General features: G+C 45.0%; 19 protein-coding genes. 6 read left to right on the top strand and 13 right to left on the bottom strand.

What is annotated here, in order from left to right; translation table 11 throughout:
- Both C2756_RS02655 and C2756_RS02650 read right to left on the bottom strand, forming a co-directional pair.
- Entirely contained in the window at positions 1-696 is a 696-nt protein-coding gene (locus C2756_RS02655) for an ABC transporter ATP-binding protein (protein WP_215319813.1), read from the bottom strand.
- A complete protein-coding gene (locus C2756_RS02650) occupies positions 689-1951 on the bottom strand; it encodes a lipoprotein-releasing ABC transporter permease subunit (RefSeq protein WP_215319811.1) in 1263 nt (420 codons plus the stop codon). The genes C2756_RS02655 and C2756_RS02650 overlap by 8 nt, the downstream gene beginning before the upstream one ends.
- Before the next feature lie 67 nt (positions 1952-2018).
- On the opposite strand from C2756_RS02650, the gene C2756_RS02645 reads away from it, so the two are divergent.
- The 4 genes from C2756_RS02645 (at position 2019) to lysS (ending at position 7452) form a co-directional block, all read left to right on the top strand.
- Positions 2019-2987: a hypothetical protein gene (locus C2756_RS02645; protein WP_251372106.1), complete on the top strand. Its 969-nt coding sequence runs from the start codon at positions 2019-2021 to the stop codon at positions 2985-2987.
- The gene (recJ, locus tag C2756_RS02640) at positions 2984-4747 is read left to right on the top strand and encodes a single-stranded-DNA-specific exonuclease RecJ (RefSeq protein ID WP_215319807.1); all 1764 of its coding nucleotides are present in this window, start codon (positions 2984-2986) and stop codon (positions 4745-4747) included. The genes C2756_RS02645 and recJ overlap by 4 nt, the downstream gene beginning before the upstream one ends.
- A gap of 46 nt (positions 4748-4793) precedes the next feature.
- A protein-coding gene (gene prfB / locus C2756_RS02635; protein ID WP_215319805.1) for a peptide chain release factor 2 occupies positions 4794-5898 on the top strand; the annotation gives its coding sequence in 2 pieces (ribosomal slippage) (positions 4794-4865 and positions 4867-5898; 1104 coding nt in all).
- A gap of 12 nt (positions 5899-5910) precedes the next feature.
- Positions 5911-7452: a lysine--tRNA ligase gene (lysS, locus tag C2756_RS02630; protein ID WP_215319804.1), complete on the top strand. Its 1542-nt coding sequence runs from the start codon at positions 5911-5913 to the stop codon at positions 7450-7452.
- Between the two features lie 76 nt (positions 7453-7528).
- Here lysS and C2756_RS02625 read toward each other — a convergent pair whose 3' ends face one another.
- Positions 7529-7852: a hypothetical protein gene (locus C2756_RS02625; RefSeq protein ID WP_215319803.1), complete on the bottom strand. Its 324-nt coding sequence runs from the start codon at positions 7850-7852 to the stop codon at positions 7529-7531.
- 116 nt (positions 7853-7968) lie between these two features.
- Positions 7969-8448 carry a disulfide bond formation protein B gene (locus C2756_RS02620; protein WP_215319802.1) on the bottom strand — a complete coding sequence of 160 codons (480 nt, stop codon included), beginning with the start codon at positions 8446-8448 and terminating at the stop codon, positions 7969-7971.
- Positions 8449-8620: 172 nt separating this feature from the next.
- On the opposite strand from C2756_RS02620, the gene C2756_RS02615 reads away from it, so the two are divergent.
- Positions 8621-9397 carry a ferredoxin--NADP reductase gene (locus tag C2756_RS02615; protein WP_215319801.1) on the top strand — a complete coding sequence of 259 codons (777 nt, stop codon included), beginning with the start codon at positions 8621-8623 and terminating at the stop codon, positions 9395-9397.
- Here C2756_RS02615 and C2756_RS02610 read toward each other — a convergent pair whose 3' ends face one another.
- The 8 genes from C2756_RS02610 to C2756_RS02575 all read right to left on the bottom strand — a co-directional run bounded on the left by C2756_RS02610 (position 9398) and on the right by C2756_RS02575 (position 16469).
- Positions 9398-9934: a c-type cytochrome gene (locus C2756_RS02610; RefSeq protein WP_215319800.1), complete on the bottom strand. Its 537-nt coding sequence runs from the start codon at positions 9932-9934 to the stop codon at positions 9398-9400.
- Positions 9924-11183 carry a sulfite dehydrogenase gene (gene soxC / locus C2756_RS02605; RefSeq protein ID WP_215319799.1) on the bottom strand — a complete coding sequence of 420 codons (1260 nt, stop codon included), beginning with the start codon at positions 11181-11183 and terminating at the stop codon, positions 9924-9926. Before soxC ends, C2756_RS02610 begins: the two co-directional genes overlap by 11 nt.
- Before the next feature lie 89 nt (positions 11184-11272).
- Positions 11273-12265: a YeiH family protein gene (locus tag C2756_RS02600; RefSeq protein ID WP_215319798.1), complete on the bottom strand. Its 993-nt coding sequence runs from the start codon at positions 12263-12265 to the stop codon at positions 11273-11275.
- Between the two features lie 6 nt (positions 12266-12271).
- Positions 12272-12991 carry a GntR family transcriptional regulator gene (locus tag C2756_RS02595; RefSeq protein ID WP_215319797.1) on the bottom strand — a complete coding sequence of 240 codons (720 nt, stop codon included), beginning with the start codon at positions 12989-12991 and terminating at the stop codon, positions 12272-12274.
- Between the two features lie 10 nt (positions 12992-13001).
- Positions 13002-14174: a UxaA family hydrolase gene (locus C2756_RS02590; protein WP_216860804.1), complete on the bottom strand. Its 1173-nt coding sequence runs from the start codon at positions 14172-14174 to the stop codon at positions 13002-13004.
- Positions 14175-14215: 41 nt separating this feature from the next.
- A complete protein-coding gene (locus tag C2756_RS02585; RefSeq protein ID WP_215367250.1) occupies positions 14216-14497 on the bottom strand; it encodes a flagellar biosynthesis protein FlgA in 282 nt (93 codons plus the stop codon).
- Positions 14498-14530: 33 nt separating this feature from the next.
- Positions 14531-15538, bottom strand: coding sequence for an Ldh family oxidoreductase (locus tag C2756_RS02580; RefSeq protein WP_215319796.1), 1008 nt, complete (start codon positions 15536-15538; stop codon positions 14531-14533).
- 1 nt (position 15539) lies between these two features.
- Complete coding sequence (locus C2756_RS02575) at positions 15540-16469, bottom strand: hydroxyacid dehydrogenase (RefSeq protein WP_215319795.1); 930 nt, start codon at positions 16467-16469, stop codon at positions 15540-15542.
- Between the two features lie 178 nt (positions 16470-16647).
- On the opposite strand from C2756_RS02575, the gene C2756_RS02570 reads away from it, so the two are divergent.
- Positions 16648-17634, top strand: coding sequence for a tripartite tricarboxylate transporter substrate binding protein (locus C2756_RS02570; protein WP_215319794.1), 987 nt, complete (start codon positions 16648-16650; stop codon positions 17632-17634).
- Positions 17635-17684: 50 nt separating this feature from the next.
- Here the strand turns inward: C2756_RS02570 and C2756_RS02565 are convergent, their stop codons facing one another.
- On the bottom strand, positions 17685-18401 hold the full coding sequence (locus C2756_RS02565; RefSeq protein WP_215319793.1) for a sulfite exporter TauE/SafE family protein: 717 nt from the start codon (positions 18399-18401) through the stop codon (positions 17685-17687).

Genomic DNA, 18401 nt, shown 5'->3' with positions numbered 1-18401 from the left:
TTACTGCAAGAATGTCTTAAGGACTCCGCGCTCCAAGTGCAAAATACGATCACAGCGTTTAGCGCGCACCGGATCATGCGTCACAATCACAAAGGCAGTGCCTTGTTCGCGCGCAATCTCTAACATCAAATCAAATACTCCATCAGCTGTTTCGGTATCTAAGTTTCCAGTAGGCTCATCTGCTAGAACGCAAGCAGGATTGCCGACTAAGGCTCTAGCCACCGCTACGCGCTGACGCTCTCCCCCAGATAACTCACCTGGGGTATGCAATTCACGCTTAGCTAAGCCTACAGCTTTGAGCATCTTGCTAGCATGCTCCATCGACTCTTCATTGCTCAAGCCACGGATACGCAATAACAATGCAACATTCTCTACTGCGCTGAACTCATCTAAGAGATGGTGAAATTGGTATATAAAGCCCAAGCTTTGATTACGCAATTGGTCTAATTTGGCTACCGATAATTGATTGATGTTGGCATCATTCAAGAAGACTGAACCAGCGCTTGGGGTATCAAGGCCGCCTAATAAATGCAGTAATGTGCTTTTGCCAGAACCTGATGAGCCCACAATAGCGACTTTCTCAGAAGGTGCCACATCCAAATCAACAGATTTAAGAGCCTCTACTGCTGTAGCGCCCTGACCATAGGTCTTAGCCAAGCCTTTAGCAATCAACACATGCTTGATAGCCTTATTCATATCTCAAGGCCTCAGCAGGTTGAACCTTAGCAGCACGACGACTAGGGTACAAGGTAGCCAATACCGATAAACCAAAAGCCATCAACCCAACGGTCACTACATCACCTAAACGAACATCCGAGGGCAGTTCGCTAATAAGGTAAACCTCACGCGGCAAGAAGCGTACGCGGAAAATGGCTTCAATCGCAGGAACAATCACATCAATATTGAGCGCGATGAGTAAACCAAGACCAACGCCAGCCAAAGACCCCATCAAACCAATTGCCAAACCCTGTACTAAGAAGATTCGTTGGATTAAACCTGGGCTCGCACCCATCGTTCTGAGAATAGCAATATCGGCCTGCTTCTCATTAACAGTCATCACCAAAGTAGAAACTAAATTAAATGCAGCCACCGCAATAATTAAAGTCAAGATGATGAACATCATCTTCTTTTCTGTTTGAACTGCTGCAAACCAATTACGATTTGAGCGTGACCAGTCAGTAACCCATAAAGCTTGAGGAACTACAGCAGCCAATTCAGTAGCAACTTGTGGAGCACGCTGCATATCATCGACCTTAACGCGAAGACCTGATGGATCACGTAAGCGTAACAAGGCTGCAGCATCTTTCCAGTGCATGATGGCTAAAGAGCTATCGTATTCATAATGGCCACTATCTACGATACCAACTACTTGCAACGTCCTCATCCGCGGCATTGCTCCAGCAGGCGTTAAATCACTCTCAGGCACAATCAAATTAACTCGGTCACCTACGCGAGCACCAACCAAAGAGGCGAGCTGTGCACCTAATGCAACCCCAAAGCCACCCGGCTTGAGGTCATCAATACTGCCAGCAATAAATTGTTTTGGCAGATCAGAAACCTTACCTTCTTCACTCGGCGAGATTCCCCGAATAGCAACACCCCGCATCGAATTATCTCGTGCAAGCAATCCTTGTGAACTGACCATGGGTGCTACGCCAACCACATGAGGCTGTGTCGCGACTTTCAAAGCCAACGGCTCCCAATTTGCCAATCCTTCAGGCGAAGTGATTTCTACATGAGAAAGAACAGAGAGCATGCGATCACGTACCTCTTTCTGAAAACCATTCATCACTGACAGCACCACAATTAGAGACGCAACGCCTAAAGCGATACCAGCAGTAGAAATACCAGAAATAAAGGATAGGAAGCCATCGCGCTTACCAACGGTCTTACGACGCTTGGAGCGGGTATAGCGCAAGCCAATTTCTAGCTCAATGGGGAGTCTCAACATAGCTACAGTTTAGACAATTACACAGGCAAACTGATGGAATACTTAAATGCCACCTAAAATCAGGGAAATGAGCTCAGACACCACCTTCCCTCAAAATGCCCAAAGCAATCTAAGGCGCTTTACCCTGTTGTTGTCGGGGGAGGATGCCTTAGATGAGCAAGGCAAGGAGGATCGGCCAATCAAAGGCTTGCCTCACGAACGCTTCTTACTTGGAGACTTGGTCCCTATTGCACCCGTTTTATTGATGGGTCAGTCATGTCAGGAAGTCAATCCCAATCAAGAAATTGCCTGCCTACAGCCCATTCATTTGCACGCTACACGGGACCATCTCATTTTGATGAACCAAAATCAGATTGATCTGACTGAAACTGAATCCTCTCAACTTCTCAAAACTGCACTGCCCTTTATTGAGGAAGATTTTCAGAGCCCCATTTTGTTTCAAGACAAGCATTACTGGTTTATTCCTGCAGGTCCATTTGCCAGTTTGGCAAGCTATAGCGTTGATCAAGCGCATGGTCGCAATATTGACTGGTGGATGCCACGCGATACGCATGAAGCAGGTATCGCAAAACGTTGGCGCAAGTTACAAAATGAGATTCAAATGCTCTGGCATATCGATACTGTCAATGAAGAGCGCGAACAACGTGGTCTACTCAGTATTAACTCGTTATGGATCAGCGGTATTGGCAAACTCAACGATATTCAAGCACCTGTGGCAATCATGCAGTCAAAACAGATATATGGTGAACACCCCTTGCTTACTGGTCTAGCGAAGTATTTAAGCATTCCCCACCATACCTCGGTTAGAAACGAAGTCTTGGCTGGAGCGTTTGCATGGTTAAAACAGCCAGAGACTATATGGCCCCAGTTAGACAAGGCATTGACTGATAAAGATCTGGATGAATTGCTCATCATTGATTTTCCAAATGGCAAAACGCGGGAACGCATCTTTACCGCAAGAGATCTTTACAAAAAATCTTGGGCCTTTTGGAAAAAAGCAGAACCTCTCTCCTGGAAAGAAATCATTTCTTCATGAGTCTTTTCTCCCAACGTCCTTTTTCTGAGCGCACCGCTACTTGGTTACAACAAAGTGGTTTGCATCCCCTGTTAGCGCGTTTATATGCCGCACGCGGTCTGGAGTCTCCAGATGAACTATCGCTAGAATTGAAAAATCTACTTTCTCCAACTGTGCTTAAGAATTGCATCAGCACCGCATCTTTGCTAGCTGATATTCTAGAGAAAAAAGAGTCCATGCTCATCGTTGCAGACTATGACTGCGATGGCGCCACGGCTTGTGCAGTCGGACTGCGCGGCTTGCGCATGCTAGGTGGCGTAGATACACCAATTCAGTTTCTAGTACCCAATCGCTTTACGATGGGTTACGGCTTAACGCCTGAAGTGGTTGAGCTTGCAGCACAACAAACTCCAAAGCCTAAATATCTCATTACGGTTGATAACGGTATTGCGAGCGAAGCGGGTGTAGATCGCGCCCGTGAACTCGGTATGGAAGTCATTGTGACTGATCACCATTTGCCCGGCGATCGATTACCAAAAGCCTTGGCGATTGTGAACCCCAATCAACCAGGCTGCAACTTTCCGAGCAAAGCACTTGCTGGCGTAGGCGTTATGTTTTATGTATTGGTAGCACTGCGTGCAGAGCTGCGTAAGCGCGGTAAATTTACAAATGAGACTCAACCTAAAGTTGAAAATCTCTTAGATCTCGTTGCACTCGGAACTGTTGCAGATGTTGCTCAACTTGATCGCAATAATCGCGTCTTAGTTTCAAATGGTTTAAAGCGTATTCGTGCAGGCATCTCCCAGCCAGGTATACAAGCATTGTTTCAAGCAGCAGGGCGTGATCCTCGCAAGGCCAATACTTTTGATCTAGGTTTTGCGATTGGGCCCAGACTCAATGCGGCTGGACGTCTAGCGGACATGACTCTGGGTATTCGCCTACTGCTGACTGATAATATGGATGAGGCTATAAAGCTTGCGCAAGAACTCGATCGCATCAATCGCGAACGCCGTGTGATTGAAACCGGTATGCAAGAAACAGCACTTGCCCACCTCTCAGAGGAGCAACTCGCAGGAACCATGGCACAACGCACGAGTATCTGTTTATGGAATTCAGAATGGCACCAAGGTGTCGTCGGCATTGTAGCTTCTCGTTTAAAGGAACGTTTTAATCGCCCCGCGATTGTATTTGCTCCTGATGGCAATACTGGTGAGGAGTTACGTGGCTCTGGAAGGTCATTGAGTGGCTTTCATTTAAGAGATGCGCTAGATATTGTTTCAAAGCGTGAGCCTGGACTAATTCTCAAATTTGGTGGACATGCCATGGCGGCAGGTCTGACGATTCATAAAAATGATTTTGAAAAGTTTGATGCCTGCTTTCAGGAAGTCGCAAACAGCTTATTGAACGATGAAATCCTAGAGCGTCGCCACCCCCATGATGGCGCCCTGCAGCCCTCAGAATTCACCCCCGAGATTAGTGATCTCTTAGTAGAAGAAATCTGGGGCCAAGGATTTCCACAGCCTGTCTTTTACGGAGAGTTTGAAATTACACAGCAAAGTCTGATGAAAGAGAAGCATCTGCGTCTGATGGTGCGGCCATTAGGATCTGACCCAACAGAAGGCAAGTTGACGGCAAAACCATTGACAGCGGTTTGGTTTAACCGTACTCAAAGCTTGCCCGCCAAAGCCAAGCTCGCTTACCGCCTAGTGACCGATCGCTATCAGGGTCAAGCCCGTATCCAACTGATGATTGAGGCCCACGACCAAAGTCCTGGTAGTTAAGCCAGCACCCAAGGGACAGATGTAATAACCCCCTTATAATTAGGGGATGGAAGCTGAACAACTAAACACTATTTCAAATACCTTGTCCGATCTGCTCACCCGTGAGCAAGCTCTTCGGGGGTATCTTTGACTTCGAAGTAAAGTCACGTCGCCTTACTGAAGTCAATTCAATTCTGGAAGATCCCACCATTTGGGATGATCAAAAGAAAGCGCAAGCGCTGGGTAAAGAGAAAAAATTACTCGACGGCGTAGTTGCTACCCTCACTGATTTAAATACCAATATCACTGGTGCTATTGAATTATTTGATATGGCTAAAGAAGAAAGTGATTTTGAGACGATTGCAGCAATCGAGCAAGACGTTGAAAGTTACAGCAAGATCATTCATGATCTTGAATTCCGCCGCATGTTCCACAACGAGATGGACTCGTGCAATTGCTTTATTGATATCCAGGCAGGCGCTGGTGGTACCGAAGCTTGTGATTGGGCAAGCATGCTCTATCGCCAATATCTCAAGTACTGCGAACGCAAAGGTTATAAAACCGAAATTCTCGAAGAATCTGATGGTGACGTTGCCGGTATCAAGAGTGCGACGATCAAGGTGGATGGGGAATATGCCTACGGACACCTTCGCTCCGAGACTGGCGTGCATCGTTTAGTACGTAAGTCTCCGTTTGACTCTTCAAATGGACGTCACACTTCATTTGCTTCGATTTACGTCTACCCTGAAATTGATGATTCGATTGAGATTGATGTCAATCCTGCGGATATTCGGACGGATACCTACCGTGCCTCTGGTGCAGGTGGTCAGCACATTAATAAAACCGACTCGGCTGTACGCTTAACCCACATTCCAACAGGAATTGTGGTGCAGTGTCAGAACGATCGTAGTCAGCATCGTAACCGCGCCGAGGCCATGAGCATGCTCAAGTCTCGCCTTTACGAACACGAGATGCAAAAGCGCCGCGCTGAGCAAGATAAGCTAGAAGCGAGCAAAACTGATGTAGGCTGGGGTCATCAAATCCGCTCTTATGTTTTGGATCAAAGCCGCATTAAAGATTTACGAACTAACGTTGAGATCTCTAATACTCAAAAAGTATTGGACGGCGATCTTGATGCCTTTATTGAAGCTAGCCTGAAACAAGGCGTTTAATTACCCACGAATATGAACGATAAAACCAATCTACTAGTCACCGAAGCTGTTGATGAAAATCACATCATTGCAGAGCGCCGTGAAAAGCTCGCAAAGTTGCGTGAGAACGGTGTTGCCTTTCCGAATGACTTTGTTCCAACGCATTTAGCAGTTGATCTTCATGCTCACTATGACAGCCTGACTAAGGAAGAGCTCGCTGCCAAGAAGATTCATGTGAAAGTGGCTGGGCGCATGATTCTCAAGCGCGTGATGGGTAAAGCCAGCTTTGCCACTATTCAAGACCGTAGTGGACAGATTCAGTTCTACATCAATGATGAGCTCACAGGTGCAGATACTCATGGCGCCTTTAAACACTGGGATATGGGTGACTTTATCTCTGCAGAAGGCAATCTCTTTAAGACCAATAAGGGTGAACTCTCTGTCGAATGCTGCAACCTGCGCTTACTCAGCAAATCCCTGCGCCCCCTACCAGATAAGTTTCACGGCCTCTCAGATCTAGAGACGAAATATCGTCAGCGCTATGTGGATTTAATTGTTAATCCAGAAAGCCGCAATACTTTCAAGGCGCGTAGCAATGCGATTGCATCACTCCGTCGCCATATGTTGGATGCCGACTTCATGGAAGTAGAAACACCTATGCTCCACCCAATTCCTGGTGGTGCAACGGCAAAGCCTTTTATTACCCACCACAATGCACTCGATATGCAGATGTTCTTGCGCATTGCGCCTGAGCTTTACCTCAAGCGTTTAGTCGTTGGTGGTTTTGAGCGCGTCTTTGAAATCAACCGCAACTTCCGTAATGAAGGCGTCAGTCCGCGCCACAATCCAGAATTTACGATGATGGAGTTCTACGCAGCCTATACCGATTACCGCTGGTTGATGGATTTTACAGAAGGCTTGATCCGTGCTGCAGCCATGGATGCACAAGGTACTGCCGTCTTGACCCACCAAGGTCGTGAGCTTGATTTAAGTAAGCCATTCCAACGCTTAATAATTAGTGAGGCAATCCTCAAGTATTGCGGTCAGTCTGGCAAGAACTACGAGGCTGCTCAACTAGATGATGCAGCATTCATTCGTGCTGAGTTGAAAAAAGGTGGTGAAAATCCTGATTCTCCAACATTGAAAAATGCTGGTATCGGCGCTTTGCAATTGGCCTTGTTTGAATTGGTTGCTGAAGAGCATCTTTGGGAGCCTACCTACATCATTGATTACCCAATTGAAGTCAGCCCACTAGCCAGAGAATCCGATACTCGCCCAGGTATTACTGAGCGCTTTGAGTTATTTATTACTGGTCGTGAAATTGCCAATGGTTTCTCTGAGCTCAATGACGCAGAAGATCAAGCGAATCGCTTTCGCAAACAAGTAGAGCAAAAAGAAGCAGGTGACGAAGAAGCGATGTACTTTGATTATGACTTTATCCGAGCCCTTGAATACGGCATGCCTCCAACAGGTGGTTGCGGTATTGGTATTGACCGTCTAGTCATGCTCCTCACAGACGCACCAAACATTCGTGATGTCATTCTCTTTCCACACCTGCGTCGCGAAGAAGAGTAAGTCACACAATCATCTTCAGTAATTTGAAGACATTAAAAAAGGCACCCTAGGGTGCCTTTTTATTGAAGCAGTATTTTTAATAAGATGACATCTCATTAAATTCATGCGCATCATGCTTTAGTACTTGTTGAGCAATTAATAAAATTCCTGCAAAGAAACTAAAACATACCAAGAGGGCAAAGGCATGATATTGGTTGAGACCGCTTTGATTTAACAGCTCAAGATAAGCCTCACTTTGCAAAGCAAGATGAGTCGCCAGAACAAGCAAGGCAACCCCAGTGACCACTTGGGCGACAGCAAATAATGATTGCGTTAGTTGTTTGCGAATATCTGCTGTACGATTTAAGTGAGTCAATGGAGTCTTGCCAATGATCTGTGAGTTGTTCTGAGTGTGTGCCATGAAAGCCCCTTAATCTCTAATAATCTAGATCTTATGATCAGGGCTTATATTTGTAAAAGATGGACTTTTCATACCTTAACTACTTTTAGGTATATAGAGAACCTAGTACACAGAAATTAAGTTCTTTTTTTGAACAAAGTGACTAATAAGACCAAGAAAAGCACTGAAAACCAAAATAAAGACCATTCCGGCACCTGAAGACCAAAAATGGCTGGAAGTTTTGCACTGCATAGTCCGTCGGCCTTAAATAACCAAGGAATGTCTTTGGAAAGCTGAAACTGATTAATCCAAATTTCCAATGGGTCAATCCCACAGGATGTTTCTGGATGAGATAAAAGCCATACTTGTCGCCCAGCCACTGAAACACCATATGCCGCCGATAGAAGAGCTAGCGCATGGAAGAGCTTTCGGAATGGGGCAATACCCACAGCCAAAAAACAAAAGATGGCGATAGCCAAATAACCGACTCTTTGCAAAATACATAAGGGGCAAGGTAAAAAGCTGACGCCTTGATAGCCGGACTGCTGCAAAATGACTGCAAAAATAACCAACCCAAGACTGAACAGGGAAATGTATAAATAGCGTACTGAACTCATAAAAGGATCATAGCTTGTTAGCGGACGGGTCGCGAAAGGCCAGCCTTATTACTAAAAATTGGACCGATATCACGACTTAGTCCTATTTATGCGCCAATTACCGTAAATCACACCATCAGGAATGTGATAATTACCCATTCTTTGAAACTCAGTCTTTTATTTACAAGCATTTATGGCCGCATACAACACAGAAACCGTTCTCACCGTTCACCACTGGAATGACACCCTATTTAGCTTTACTACTACTCGTAATAAAGGTCTGCGCTTTCGTAGCGGCCACTTCTTAATGATTGGTCTTGAGATTGAAGGCAAGCCACTTGTTCGCGCATACAGCGTTGCAAGCCCTAATTACGAAGAGCATTTGGAGTTCTTAAGCATTAAGGTTCAAGATGGTCCATTGACATCACGTTTACAAAAGATAAAAGTTGGTGACCCTATCTTGGTAAGTGAAAAGTCTGTTGGCACCCTGGTATTGGATGACTTAAATCCAGGAAAACATCTCTACTTATTTAGCACTGGTACTGGTCTCGCTCCATTTATGAGCATCATTCGTGATCCAGAGACTTATGAGAAATTTGAAAAAGTTGTTTTGATTCATGGTGTGCGTCTAGTGAGCGAGCTTGCTTACGGCGACTATATTAAAAATGAACTCACTCAAGACGAATACCTTGGCGAACTCATTCGTGAGAAACTCATCTACTACCCAACTGTAACGCGTGAAGCATTCAAACATACCGGTCGCCTCACGACTGCAATTGAATCTGGCGAACTATTCAAAGATATTGGTCTGCCACCACTTGATCCTGCAGTAGATCGCGCAATGATTTGTGGCAGTCCATCCATGCTTAAAGAAACCTCAGAGATGCTTGATGCCAAAGGCTTCAAAGTCTCACCAAGTCTTGGCCAAATGGGTGACTACGTCTTCGAACGTGCATTCGTAGAGAAGTAATCAACGTTCTACTGAAATAAATCCATCTCTATTAGGCATTTTTACCAAAGGCAGCGTCTTGGCATCCATCACTTGATCTTTTGTAATGATCTTGTTGAGAAACAAAATATAAGCTGTGGCTGCATACACTTGATCATCAGTTAAAGACTGGGGTGCTTGATGTGGCATGGCTCTTTTGACATAATCAAAAATAGTCGTTGAGTAAGGCCAAAAACTTCCTACAGTCTTTATGGGATTATTGGTATTTAAAGAACCTCCGCCCACAAGGCGATTGGCTGGTCCGCCTTGCCCTTGATCACCGTGACAAGATGCGCACTGTTGCTGATATAACTTTTCTCCAGCAATGGCAGTGCCTGAGCCAGGCGGCAGGCCTAGCCCACTTGGGCCAACATCTATATTCCACGCCCGAATTTGATTTTCTGAAATTGGCTTACCAAGACCTACCGGTCCGCTCACTTGGTAACTGCTAGTACAGCCTAATAAAATACCAATCCAGGCTACGAGAAGACTTAAGTAGATGCATCTATTAGCGACCATTGGTAATCTCCCCGTTAGCAGCAACACTCCATGGTTGTATAGCGTTATTGTGATAGAAAGTGTTCACACTCTTGGCTTTAATCACACCATCCATTGTGGGTTGCATTTCACCACTTGAATCGACCGCCCGACTCATCAATGTTGCTGGTGCTCCATCCCACATCCAAGGAAAACGAAAGCGCACCAAAGATTTATCCATCACCGGTTCCTGCAGCACTGCCTCACCCCATAATTTACCGCCATCCGTTGACACCTCAACCCGTCGAATCTTGCCATTACCAGACCAAGCAAAACCAGAGATTTCATAAAAGCCTTTAGATTTAAGCTTCATCATCCCTGAAGGCTGCGTAATAACAGATTTGACCTCCATGGCGAAAGTAAATTGCAGCGCCTTACCATCAGATCGCAGGTCGGTATAAGCAGAGGTTTCTTCGCGTGTTTGCCAAGGCTCAGTACCCAACTTAATTCTTCTTAGCCACTTAATACTCATATTGCCCTCATACCCAGGCAAAAATAATCGCAAGGGATAGCCTTGCTCAGCCCGTAACATCTCACCATTTTGGGCATAGACTAATAAAGCATCATCCATCATCTTATTCATTGGAATACTACGAGTCATCGCAGCACCATCAGCACCCTCCGCTAAAGCCCACTTAGCTCCAGGCTGAATGCCGCATTCTTGCAAAATGGTTGATAAGCGAACGCCAGTCCACTCGCAACAAGAAACTAAGCCATGAATTTGTTGTACCGTTTGATTACTGGCTTTTTTGAGCTCAGCAGCACTATTGCCAGAACATTCTAAAAAATAAATCCTCGATTCAGAAGGAAAACGAACGATATCGTCCATCGTAAAGACCATCGGACGATCTACCATTCCATGAATCACCAATTTATGTAGATCCGGATTGATATCAGGAACTCCTGCATGATGACGCTCAAAGACAAGGCCATTTGGAGTAATGATCCCGTGTAAGCTTTGCAAAGGAGTTCTTGAGCCCGTGAGAAATGTTGGCGCTGGCGAAGGAAGAAGTCGCACAACATTCTTCTCATATTTTGAAGGCAAACCATAAGGTGGATTTACAAAAGTTGACCCCTGGGTTTTGGTCCAAGGATCAATCTCCAAGAAACTGCCTTCTGTGGTTTGAGCAAGAGCAGAATGAGTGCTCATTGCGCTACCCACACTAGCTCCCGCAATGACTGATGATTTTAAAAAGTGTCGACGCTTAGAAAATTCATCCTTCTTAGACATGAATACTTTGCCTCCCTGATAGGTGCTGATGAGCTTATATTTTTTAAAGCATACCGCCAAAATACTCAGAGTTGCTATAACTTTTAACCCTAGGTTGCATACAAAATAAAGATGAGCCCAAAGGCAGCAATAAAGAGAGTTTCAACTACCAACATCAGCACTGGTTGCCAACCGAGCTGAGCCAGTTCTTGGAAATTGGTTTTTAATCCCGCTGCTGCAATGGCAATCACCAACATCCAACGTGATAAAGCACCAATTTGATGAGTAATCGAAGTTGGTAAAATTTGCATTGAGGCCACAATAGATAGTGCAACAAAACCCAATAAGAATGTGGGAATTAATCGTAAGCTACCCCACCCTAAATTATTGGTGGCTTTCTGCGCACCAAAGAAAATTGAGATCACCAAAACCACAGGGAGCAGTAGAGCCACTCTAAATAACTTAACCACAGTAGCCACGTCCCCCGCCTCAGGACCAAACAGCATCCCTGCAGCAACTACTTGAGCCACATCATGAATGGTGGCGCCAATAAAAATTCCTGCTGAAAGAGCGCCAATATCGAGCATCTGTAATGCAAAAGGATATGTCACCATTGCAATCGTTGATAACACCGTCACACCAACAACAACCAGTAAAGTAAATTGCTCGTTTTCTTTTGATTTGGGTAGCACTGAAGCAACTGCAAGGGCAGCAGAGGCACCACAAATTCCAACTGATCCACCGGCTATCAATCCAAAATCTGGAGATAGCTTTAAAAACTTGGCAAGCAAAAAGCCGAGACAAACCGTTGATGCAACGGCCAGAATTACCATGAAGCCAGTATTCATGCCAATCGCACTAATATCTGCAAAGGTAATTCGGATTCCCAAAAATGCTACACCTAAGCGTAGTACAGTCTTTGCGCAAAAGTCTATGCCTGGTTTTACCGCCTCATTTAGATACAGAAAATGGAGCGAAAGACCCAACAACAAAGCATATAAAAGTTGAGGCCCACCATAATTTTCAGAAAGAAAGCTAGTGGACATAGCTATTACCAAACAGATTAATATCCCCGGTAAATTACGCTTACTAGTGTTGTACATGCAGGGCTATACCACTAACTCACTAAAGTATTCATGTTGACTGGTGTTCAGTGTGGAGACTCGCCATTCCAAGGGTTCGTCCTGAATCCCAAGTGCAACCCTTCTAATCATCAGGACTGGTGCATCCGGCTTTAAGCCGAGCCATTCTGCATGCTGCTTACTGGCAAGGCCTGCCCTTAAACGCTCACTACTGCGGACCACGGTTTGCCCGTATTTCATTTGATATAACTGATAGATGCTACCTTCGCGATTTATGTAATCGGTTCGTGTGAGCTTTTGAAAGCGCTTTTTATCTAGTGTAATCTGATCAATCATCACACATTTATCGTCTAGATAAAGGCAATTCACGAGACGCCATACATCTGCACCTTCTTTAATCTGGAGCTTACTAGCCTCTTCCTTATTTGCAACAGCGCTGACCAAAGAAATCAAATCAACCCTTGGGTTAACCTTTTTGTCGGCATCATGTTTGACAACGTGGAAAAAGTAATAGAGCAAACGCTTGAGATCATGCTCAGCAACATAGGTGCCCCTGCCTTGGCGACGAACCACAATACCTTCAGCAACTAACTCGTCTACCGCTTTGCGCAGGGTTCCTATAGATACGTCTAATTCTTTTGATAAATCCTTTTCGGCAGGCAAAGCCTGCCCCATCGGATAACGACCCCTGACCAGATCATCGGTGATCTTTTGCTTTACCTCTTGATAAGCGGTCAGGGATTTCATACTTTAAAACTTACGCTGATTCGTATAAACGAGTTAATACGAACTCACGGTGACCAAGAATTTCAGAAGCAGTCAATTCGCCATCAGCAGTGCGCAAGAGGCACTCTAATAACTTATCACCAGCTTGATCCATGTTCTCTTCGCGACGCAAAAGTCCAGACACATCAACGTCAATGTGCTCACCCATGGTGCGTACTGTTTTTGGATTAGCGCAAATCTTGATGACTGGAAGAATTGCATTACCGATCACATTACCCTGTCCTGTTGGGAAGAAGTGAGCAGCAAATCCAGCAGCAGCACATAAGGTCACCATCTCAGCAGCAGCTGAAGAGGAATCCATGAAGTGTAAGCCTGGGATCTTAGGCTCTTCACCTTTATCTAAAACGCTATCGACGATACATTTCTTACCGATTTTCTGAATATTGCCTAAGGCTTTTTCTTCAATCGTAGTTAAACCACCGGCAATATTGCCTTTCGTTGGCTGTGAGTCAGACAAGTCGCTTGTCTTATGGCGCTCAATCACATCCTGATAGCGATCAAACATTTCACGGAACTTTTTCTTCACTTCTGGTGTGCGGCAACGCGCTTCTACTAAATGCTCGCCACCTGTTAACTCAGTCGTTTCACCAAATACGAGAGTAGAGCCAATGCCATAGAGTTTGTCAAAAGCATCGCCTACTGTTGGATTCGCGCCGCAACCTGAGGTGGTATCAGACTCACCACATTTAGTAGATACCCACAGTTCAGATAAAGGTGCCTTAACCCGTTGCTGCTTTGAGGCATGTTTCATCATCTTGTAAGCGGCTTTACTAGCTGAAGCGATCGTGGCGATATCGCCATTACCTTCAATCCAGAAACCCTCTACTGGCTTACCAGAAGCCTTGATGCCATCAACCACAACTTTAGTCCACTGCGGCTCAATACCAATAACCACTACAGCAGCTACGTTTGGATTACAGCCAGTTCCAATCAAGGTACGGAAGTGTAGATCTAAGTCAGCGCCAAATTGCAAACGACCGTATGAGTGAGGAATTGCCTGAGTTCCTTTAATGTTATTTGCCACAGCTTCGCAAGCTGCATTGGACAAATCATCTAAAGGCAGAATTAATACGTGATTACGAACTCCCATGCGGCCATTTTCACGGCGGTAACCCATGAAGCTCGCGTCTTTCAAATTAATCATCTTGTTTTCTTTCTCAATGAATGGGTGAATAATAGCCTGGATTACCAGCGCTTCGTTTTTACGTTTTGGACATGGAGGTGTTCACCTTTTTTAATGGGAGCAACAACCTTGCCGATGTCTACGCCATACTTCATCACCGTATCGCCGGGTTTAAATTCATTTAATGAAATTTTGTGGCCAATGGGAATGTCGCTCTCAGACTTCATATTGAGCGTTAAATCTCCATCCATCACCCAGCCAATCAAATCATCTCCAGCTTTTACGCCTTCAACTACCACCACACCTACGCCATCTCCTGGCTCATGCACGACAAAATGGATCATGATCTTCTCCTCTTTAATCCTGTTAATTGACTACTAACTCCATGACTGACTGATACCAGTCTGAATTTCTTCTATAACCACATCAGAAACGTTGACGCCTTCTTGAAAGCCTGAGGCACGCTGTTTAAAACGTCTTTGTCCAGGAACGCGGGTTCCGGAATCAGATGCTAAGGTTTTTAAGAACTCTTGCATCTTGCTTGCAAACATTTGGCTGCCCGCCAATCCAGGGTCAATAGTGAGTAAAAGTTGTCCAATACGCGGACGATTTCCCTTGGCATCAAAAAAAGAATCTGCTGCATAGGAAAAACGACTTCCCGATAAGCCAACAACCAACAATTCAACGATCAAGGCAAGCAAAGCGCCTTTATCTCCACCTAACGGCACCATCAATCCTTTGAGGCCCTCGTTAGGATCAGTAGTTGGTTTGCCTTCAGCAGTTAATGCCCATCCCTCTGGAATAGACTCGCCCTTTTTTGCTGCAACCAGCAACTTACCTCTAGCGACAGCAGAGAGTGACATATCAATCACCATCGGATCGCGATTAGCAACCGGAAATCCTGCGGCTAGAGGGTTGGTACCAAATAAGGCCTTACTACCACCAACCATCGGCATGGCTGCTGGCGTATTGCCAAACAATAAAGAGATGTAACCGGCACGCGCTGCCGCTTCAGCAAAGTGTCCAGCAACTCCAAAGTGATGGCTATTGGTAACTGCGACCAGGCCAACGCCTGTCTTGGATGCGAGATTCACAGATAAATCCGTAGCAAATCGCAATGCTGGAAATGCCAGCCCATCACAAGCATCAACTAATGCAGCAGATGTTTTAAATGGACGCACTTTAATTTTTGGCGACAATTCAATCCGACCATTTTTAGCATGGCCTGCATATTGAGATACCCGCGCCAATCCATGAGAAGCCAATCCATCGAGCTCAGCAAGTGCTAAAAATTGAGCGGTTTCATGAGCCGCTTTCTGACCAATGCCTGCTGCTTGCAAACCAGATGATGCTAAATCAACCATCTTTTGATAGGATAAATTCATCTTAAGCTCCTAGAAACCGATTCACTTCATCGGCGATCATTTGACTAACGCGCTCATTGCTTTCATGCGTCACTCCTGCAACGTGCGGAGTCAGAATGAGATTCTCAATGCCCGCAAAGTGACTCAAATCTTTGGCTGGCTCACTCTCAAACACATCAATAGCTGCACCGCCTAAACGTCCAGAGCGCAAGCGCTCTGCCAGCGCCCTCTCATCGACGATGCCACCACGAGCTGTATTAATCAGACAAGCACCAGGCTTCATTTGATCAAGCGTGGCAGCATTAAATAGATTCTTTGTTTCTGGAAGAAATGGGAGGTGCAAAGTCAGCGCATCGCTTTTTCCAAGTAAATCACTTAACGAAAGTAATGGCACCGAAAATCCATCAAGCTCCACAGAGTTTCCCGACAGCATTGGGTCATAAGCCAGGCACTGCAAACCAAAAGCATGCGCTTTTTTTGCTACTACTCTACCGATACTGCCAAAACCAACAATGCCAATGGTCTTGCCCAAAAATTCATGGTAAGCAGAGAAACGTGGGCGAGGCCATTCACCCTTTAAGCTGGAAATCGTTGCAGGAATAAATCCCCTAGTCAAAGCAACTGCAGCACCAACGACATACTCAGCAACAGACTCAGCATTTGCACCTGTAGCAGGAATGACTTTGATATTGCGTTTAGCGCAAGCAGGCAATTCAATATTTTCAAGCCCAACCCCAAGTCGACCTACCACCTTTAATTTGGAGGCCCCGGCCAAGATCTCTTCATTAACTTGGGTAAGGTTCCGAACAATAAGACCCTCAATATTTTGCAAAGCAGCAATCAAAGCTGGACGGTTCTTATATAACTCTGGCTCATAGGCTACTTCATGCTGAGAACGCAGGGTTTCTAGGGCTTGACTTGTGATGAACTCGGAGATCAGAATAGATGACATATCTAGATCATATAGATGATTTAGATATCCTGCAATACCCTAATGATTGGACTAAACAATCGCTGAGGGCGACACTAGTAATACATAAGCTTATAACTAATAAATAGAGGTAGTACGAATTTTTAGATACAAATGCAGATAAGATATTTGGATCAAATGACCATCGGAGAAAGTAAGCATGATTAAGCAACATATCAGCAAGCTAGGAAAGAAAATTGCATTGATTGCGGGAGCTTTGCTATTTATTGCATCGCCAATTACAATTGCCCAAAACTGGCCAACTAAGCCAATCAAACTCATCATTCCATTTGCCGCGGGCGGTACTACTGATATTTTGGGACGCCTTTTAGCGCAACAACTGTCTAAAGATTTAGGACAAAACGTTGTTGTTGAAAACAAGCCTGGTGCTGGCGGTAATATCGCTGCTGAGTTTGTAGCGCAATCCTCTGCCGATGGTTACACCATCATGCTCGCCTCTGGAAGTATGCTCACCGTCAATCCCAATCTCTATAAAAAATTACCCGTCAATTACGCCAAGGACTTTGTATACATTACCAATGTAGCAACTGGACCGATGCTTCTATCTGTAAGCAATAAGATTCCCGTAAAAAATATCGCCGAGTTTATTGCTTATGCAAAAACAAAAGATCTAAACTTTGGCTCAGCTGGCATTGGAAGTCAGGTGCATATGGCGGCTGAGAACTTCACTTATTCGGCAAATATTCCGGCAACCCATGTTCCCTATAAAGGTGAGTCTGCAGCAATCAATGATTTAGTAGCAGGTCAAATTGACTTTATGGTGGGCAACCTCACCGCAGCGACAGGTTTTGCTAAAGCCGGTCAAATAAAACCGTTAGCAGTGACCAGCTTAAAACGCTCCAAACAATTGCCTGATGTTCCTACTGTTGCTGAGTCAGGCATTCCTGGTTTTGAATCGACTGGCTGGTTTGGACTCGTTGCTCCAGAAAATACACCCAAGGTCATCACCGATAAAATTTATGCAGCAACGGTTAAGGCTGTGAACTCTGAGGCATTACGAGCCAGCTTAGATTTAAATGGACTCACTGCGGTAGTCAATAATCAAAAAGAATTTGAATCTCAGGTCAAAGCAGAATCAGTTGTTTGGGAAAAAGTGATTAAAGGTAGGAATATTAGCGCTCAGTAAAGCGCTGTATCAACCTAAAAGCGAAGATAAAGTCTTCGCTTTTTTTATTATTAGAGTTGACGAATGAGCAGCATCGTTCCAGCAAAAAACAGAATCGATCCATAGGCTACTCTCATCGCTGCATTACTTAACTTTGCATGAACATGGGTTCCTAGCCAAATCCCTAGAAAGGTTGCTGGCATCAGGCAGACTGCTAATCCAATGACCGGCCAACTCAGAATCAATCCAGTAACCAACATCAAAGTCAAGCGCAAAAGGGTCAACATCAATATTGCAAATGCCATCGTGGCACGTAATGCCCTGGGGTCATTGATTCGCAAGCCTAGATAGGAGACATAGATCGGCCCTCCAGTGGCAAACAAGGCAGTGAAGGTGCCGCCAAAAAAACCAAATGGTGCAGCCCACCACTTATTAATAGGCTCGCGCATTTCTGAATTTCTTTGCCACAGTACACGAGCACCATTGAGAGCAGCAAAACAACCCAAAATAATTAATAGTGGCTCACTTGGCGCTTTGATCAGCAACACAATTCCCAAAATCATTCCGAGTAGAGTGAATGGAAAGAGCCATTTAAGCTCTTTGAGATTAGCGTCTTGAGAAGACTTTCTGCCGACGTATAAAGATCCGCAAATATCAATAATGACCATCATGGGGACTACTGATTTCAACGGATACATCTGGACCAGCAATGGCACTGAAATGATTGATGAACCAAATCCTGAAATACCAAATATAAAGTAGGCACCAAAAATAATTAAGGTTGCCAA

The organism is Polynucleobacter sp. UB-Siik-W21 (assembly GCF_018687415.1).
Lineage (GTDB): Bacteria > Pseudomonadota > Gammaproteobacteria > Burkholderiales > Burkholderiaceae > Polynucleobacter.
The sequence above is the reverse complement of the archived record's forward strand: the minus strand, read 5'-3'. Positions and strand labels throughout refer to the sequence as shown.

Bases quoted from the DNA above. Each gene is read 5' to 3' on its own strand.
- C2756_RS02570 (WP_215319794.1), top strand. From the start codon at position 16,648: ATGATTAAGCAACATATCAGCAAGCTAGGAAAGAAAATTGCATTGATT.
- C2756_RS02645 (WP_251372106.1), top strand. From the start codon at position 2,019: ATGAGCTCAGACACCACCTTCCCTCAAAATGCCCAAAGCAATCTAAGG.
- recJ (WP_215319807.1), top strand. From the start codon at position 2,984: ATGAGTCTTTTCTCCCAACGTCCTTTTTCTGAGCGCACCGCTACTTGG.
- C2756_RS02595 (WP_215319797.1), bottom strand. From the start codon at position 12,991: ATGAAATCCCTGACCGCTTATCAAGAGGTAAAGCAAAAGATCACCGAT.
- C2756_RS02610 (WP_215319800.1), bottom strand. From the start codon at position 9,934: ATGGTCGCTAATAGATGCATCTACTTAAGTCTTCTCGTAGCCTGGATT.
- C2756_RS02620 (WP_215319802.1), bottom strand. From the start codon at position 8,448: ATGAGTTCAGTACGCTATTTATACATTTCCCTGTTCAGTCTTGGGTTG.
- C2756_RS02580 (WP_215319796.1), bottom strand. From the start codon at position 15,538: ATGAATTTATCCTATCAAAAGATGGTTGATTTAGCATCATCTGGTTTG.
- C2756_RS02615 (WP_215319801.1), top strand. From the start codon at position 8,621: ATGGCCGCATACAACACAGAAACCGTTCTCACCGTTCACCACTGGAAT.
- C2756_RS02575 (WP_215319795.1), bottom strand. From the start codon at position 16,469: ATGTCATCTATTCTGATCTCCGAGTTCATCACAAGTCAAGCCCTAGAA.
- C2756_RS02655 (WP_215319813.1), bottom strand. From the start codon at position 696: ATGAATAAGGCTATCAAGCATGTGTTGATTGCTAAAGGCTTGGCTAAG.
- C2756_RS02625 (WP_215319803.1), bottom strand. From the start codon at position 7,852: ATGGCACACACTCAGAACAACTCACAGATCATTGGCAAGACTCCATTG.
- C2756_RS02600 (WP_215319798.1), bottom strand. From the start codon at position 12,265: ATGTACAACACTAGTAAGCGTAATTTACCGGGGATATTAATCTGTTTG.
- C2756_RS02585 (WP_215367250.1), bottom strand. From the start codon at position 14,497: ATGATCCATTTTGTCGTGCATGAGCCAGGAGATGGCGTAGGTGTGGTG.
- lysS (WP_215319804.1), top strand. From the start codon at position 5,911: ATGAACGATAAAACCAATCTACTAGTCACCGAAGCTGTTGATGAAAAT.
- soxC (WP_215319799.1), bottom strand. From the start codon at position 11,183: ATGTCTAAGAAGGATGAATTTTCTAAGCGTCGACACTTTTTAAAATCA.
- C2756_RS02590 (WP_216860804.1), bottom strand. From the start codon at position 14,174: ATGATTAATTTGAAAGACGCGAGCTTCATGGGTTACCGCCGTGAAAAT.
- C2756_RS02650 (WP_215319811.1), bottom strand. From the start codon at position 1,951: ATGTTGAGACTCCCCATTGAGCTAGAAATTGGCTTGCGCTATACCCGC.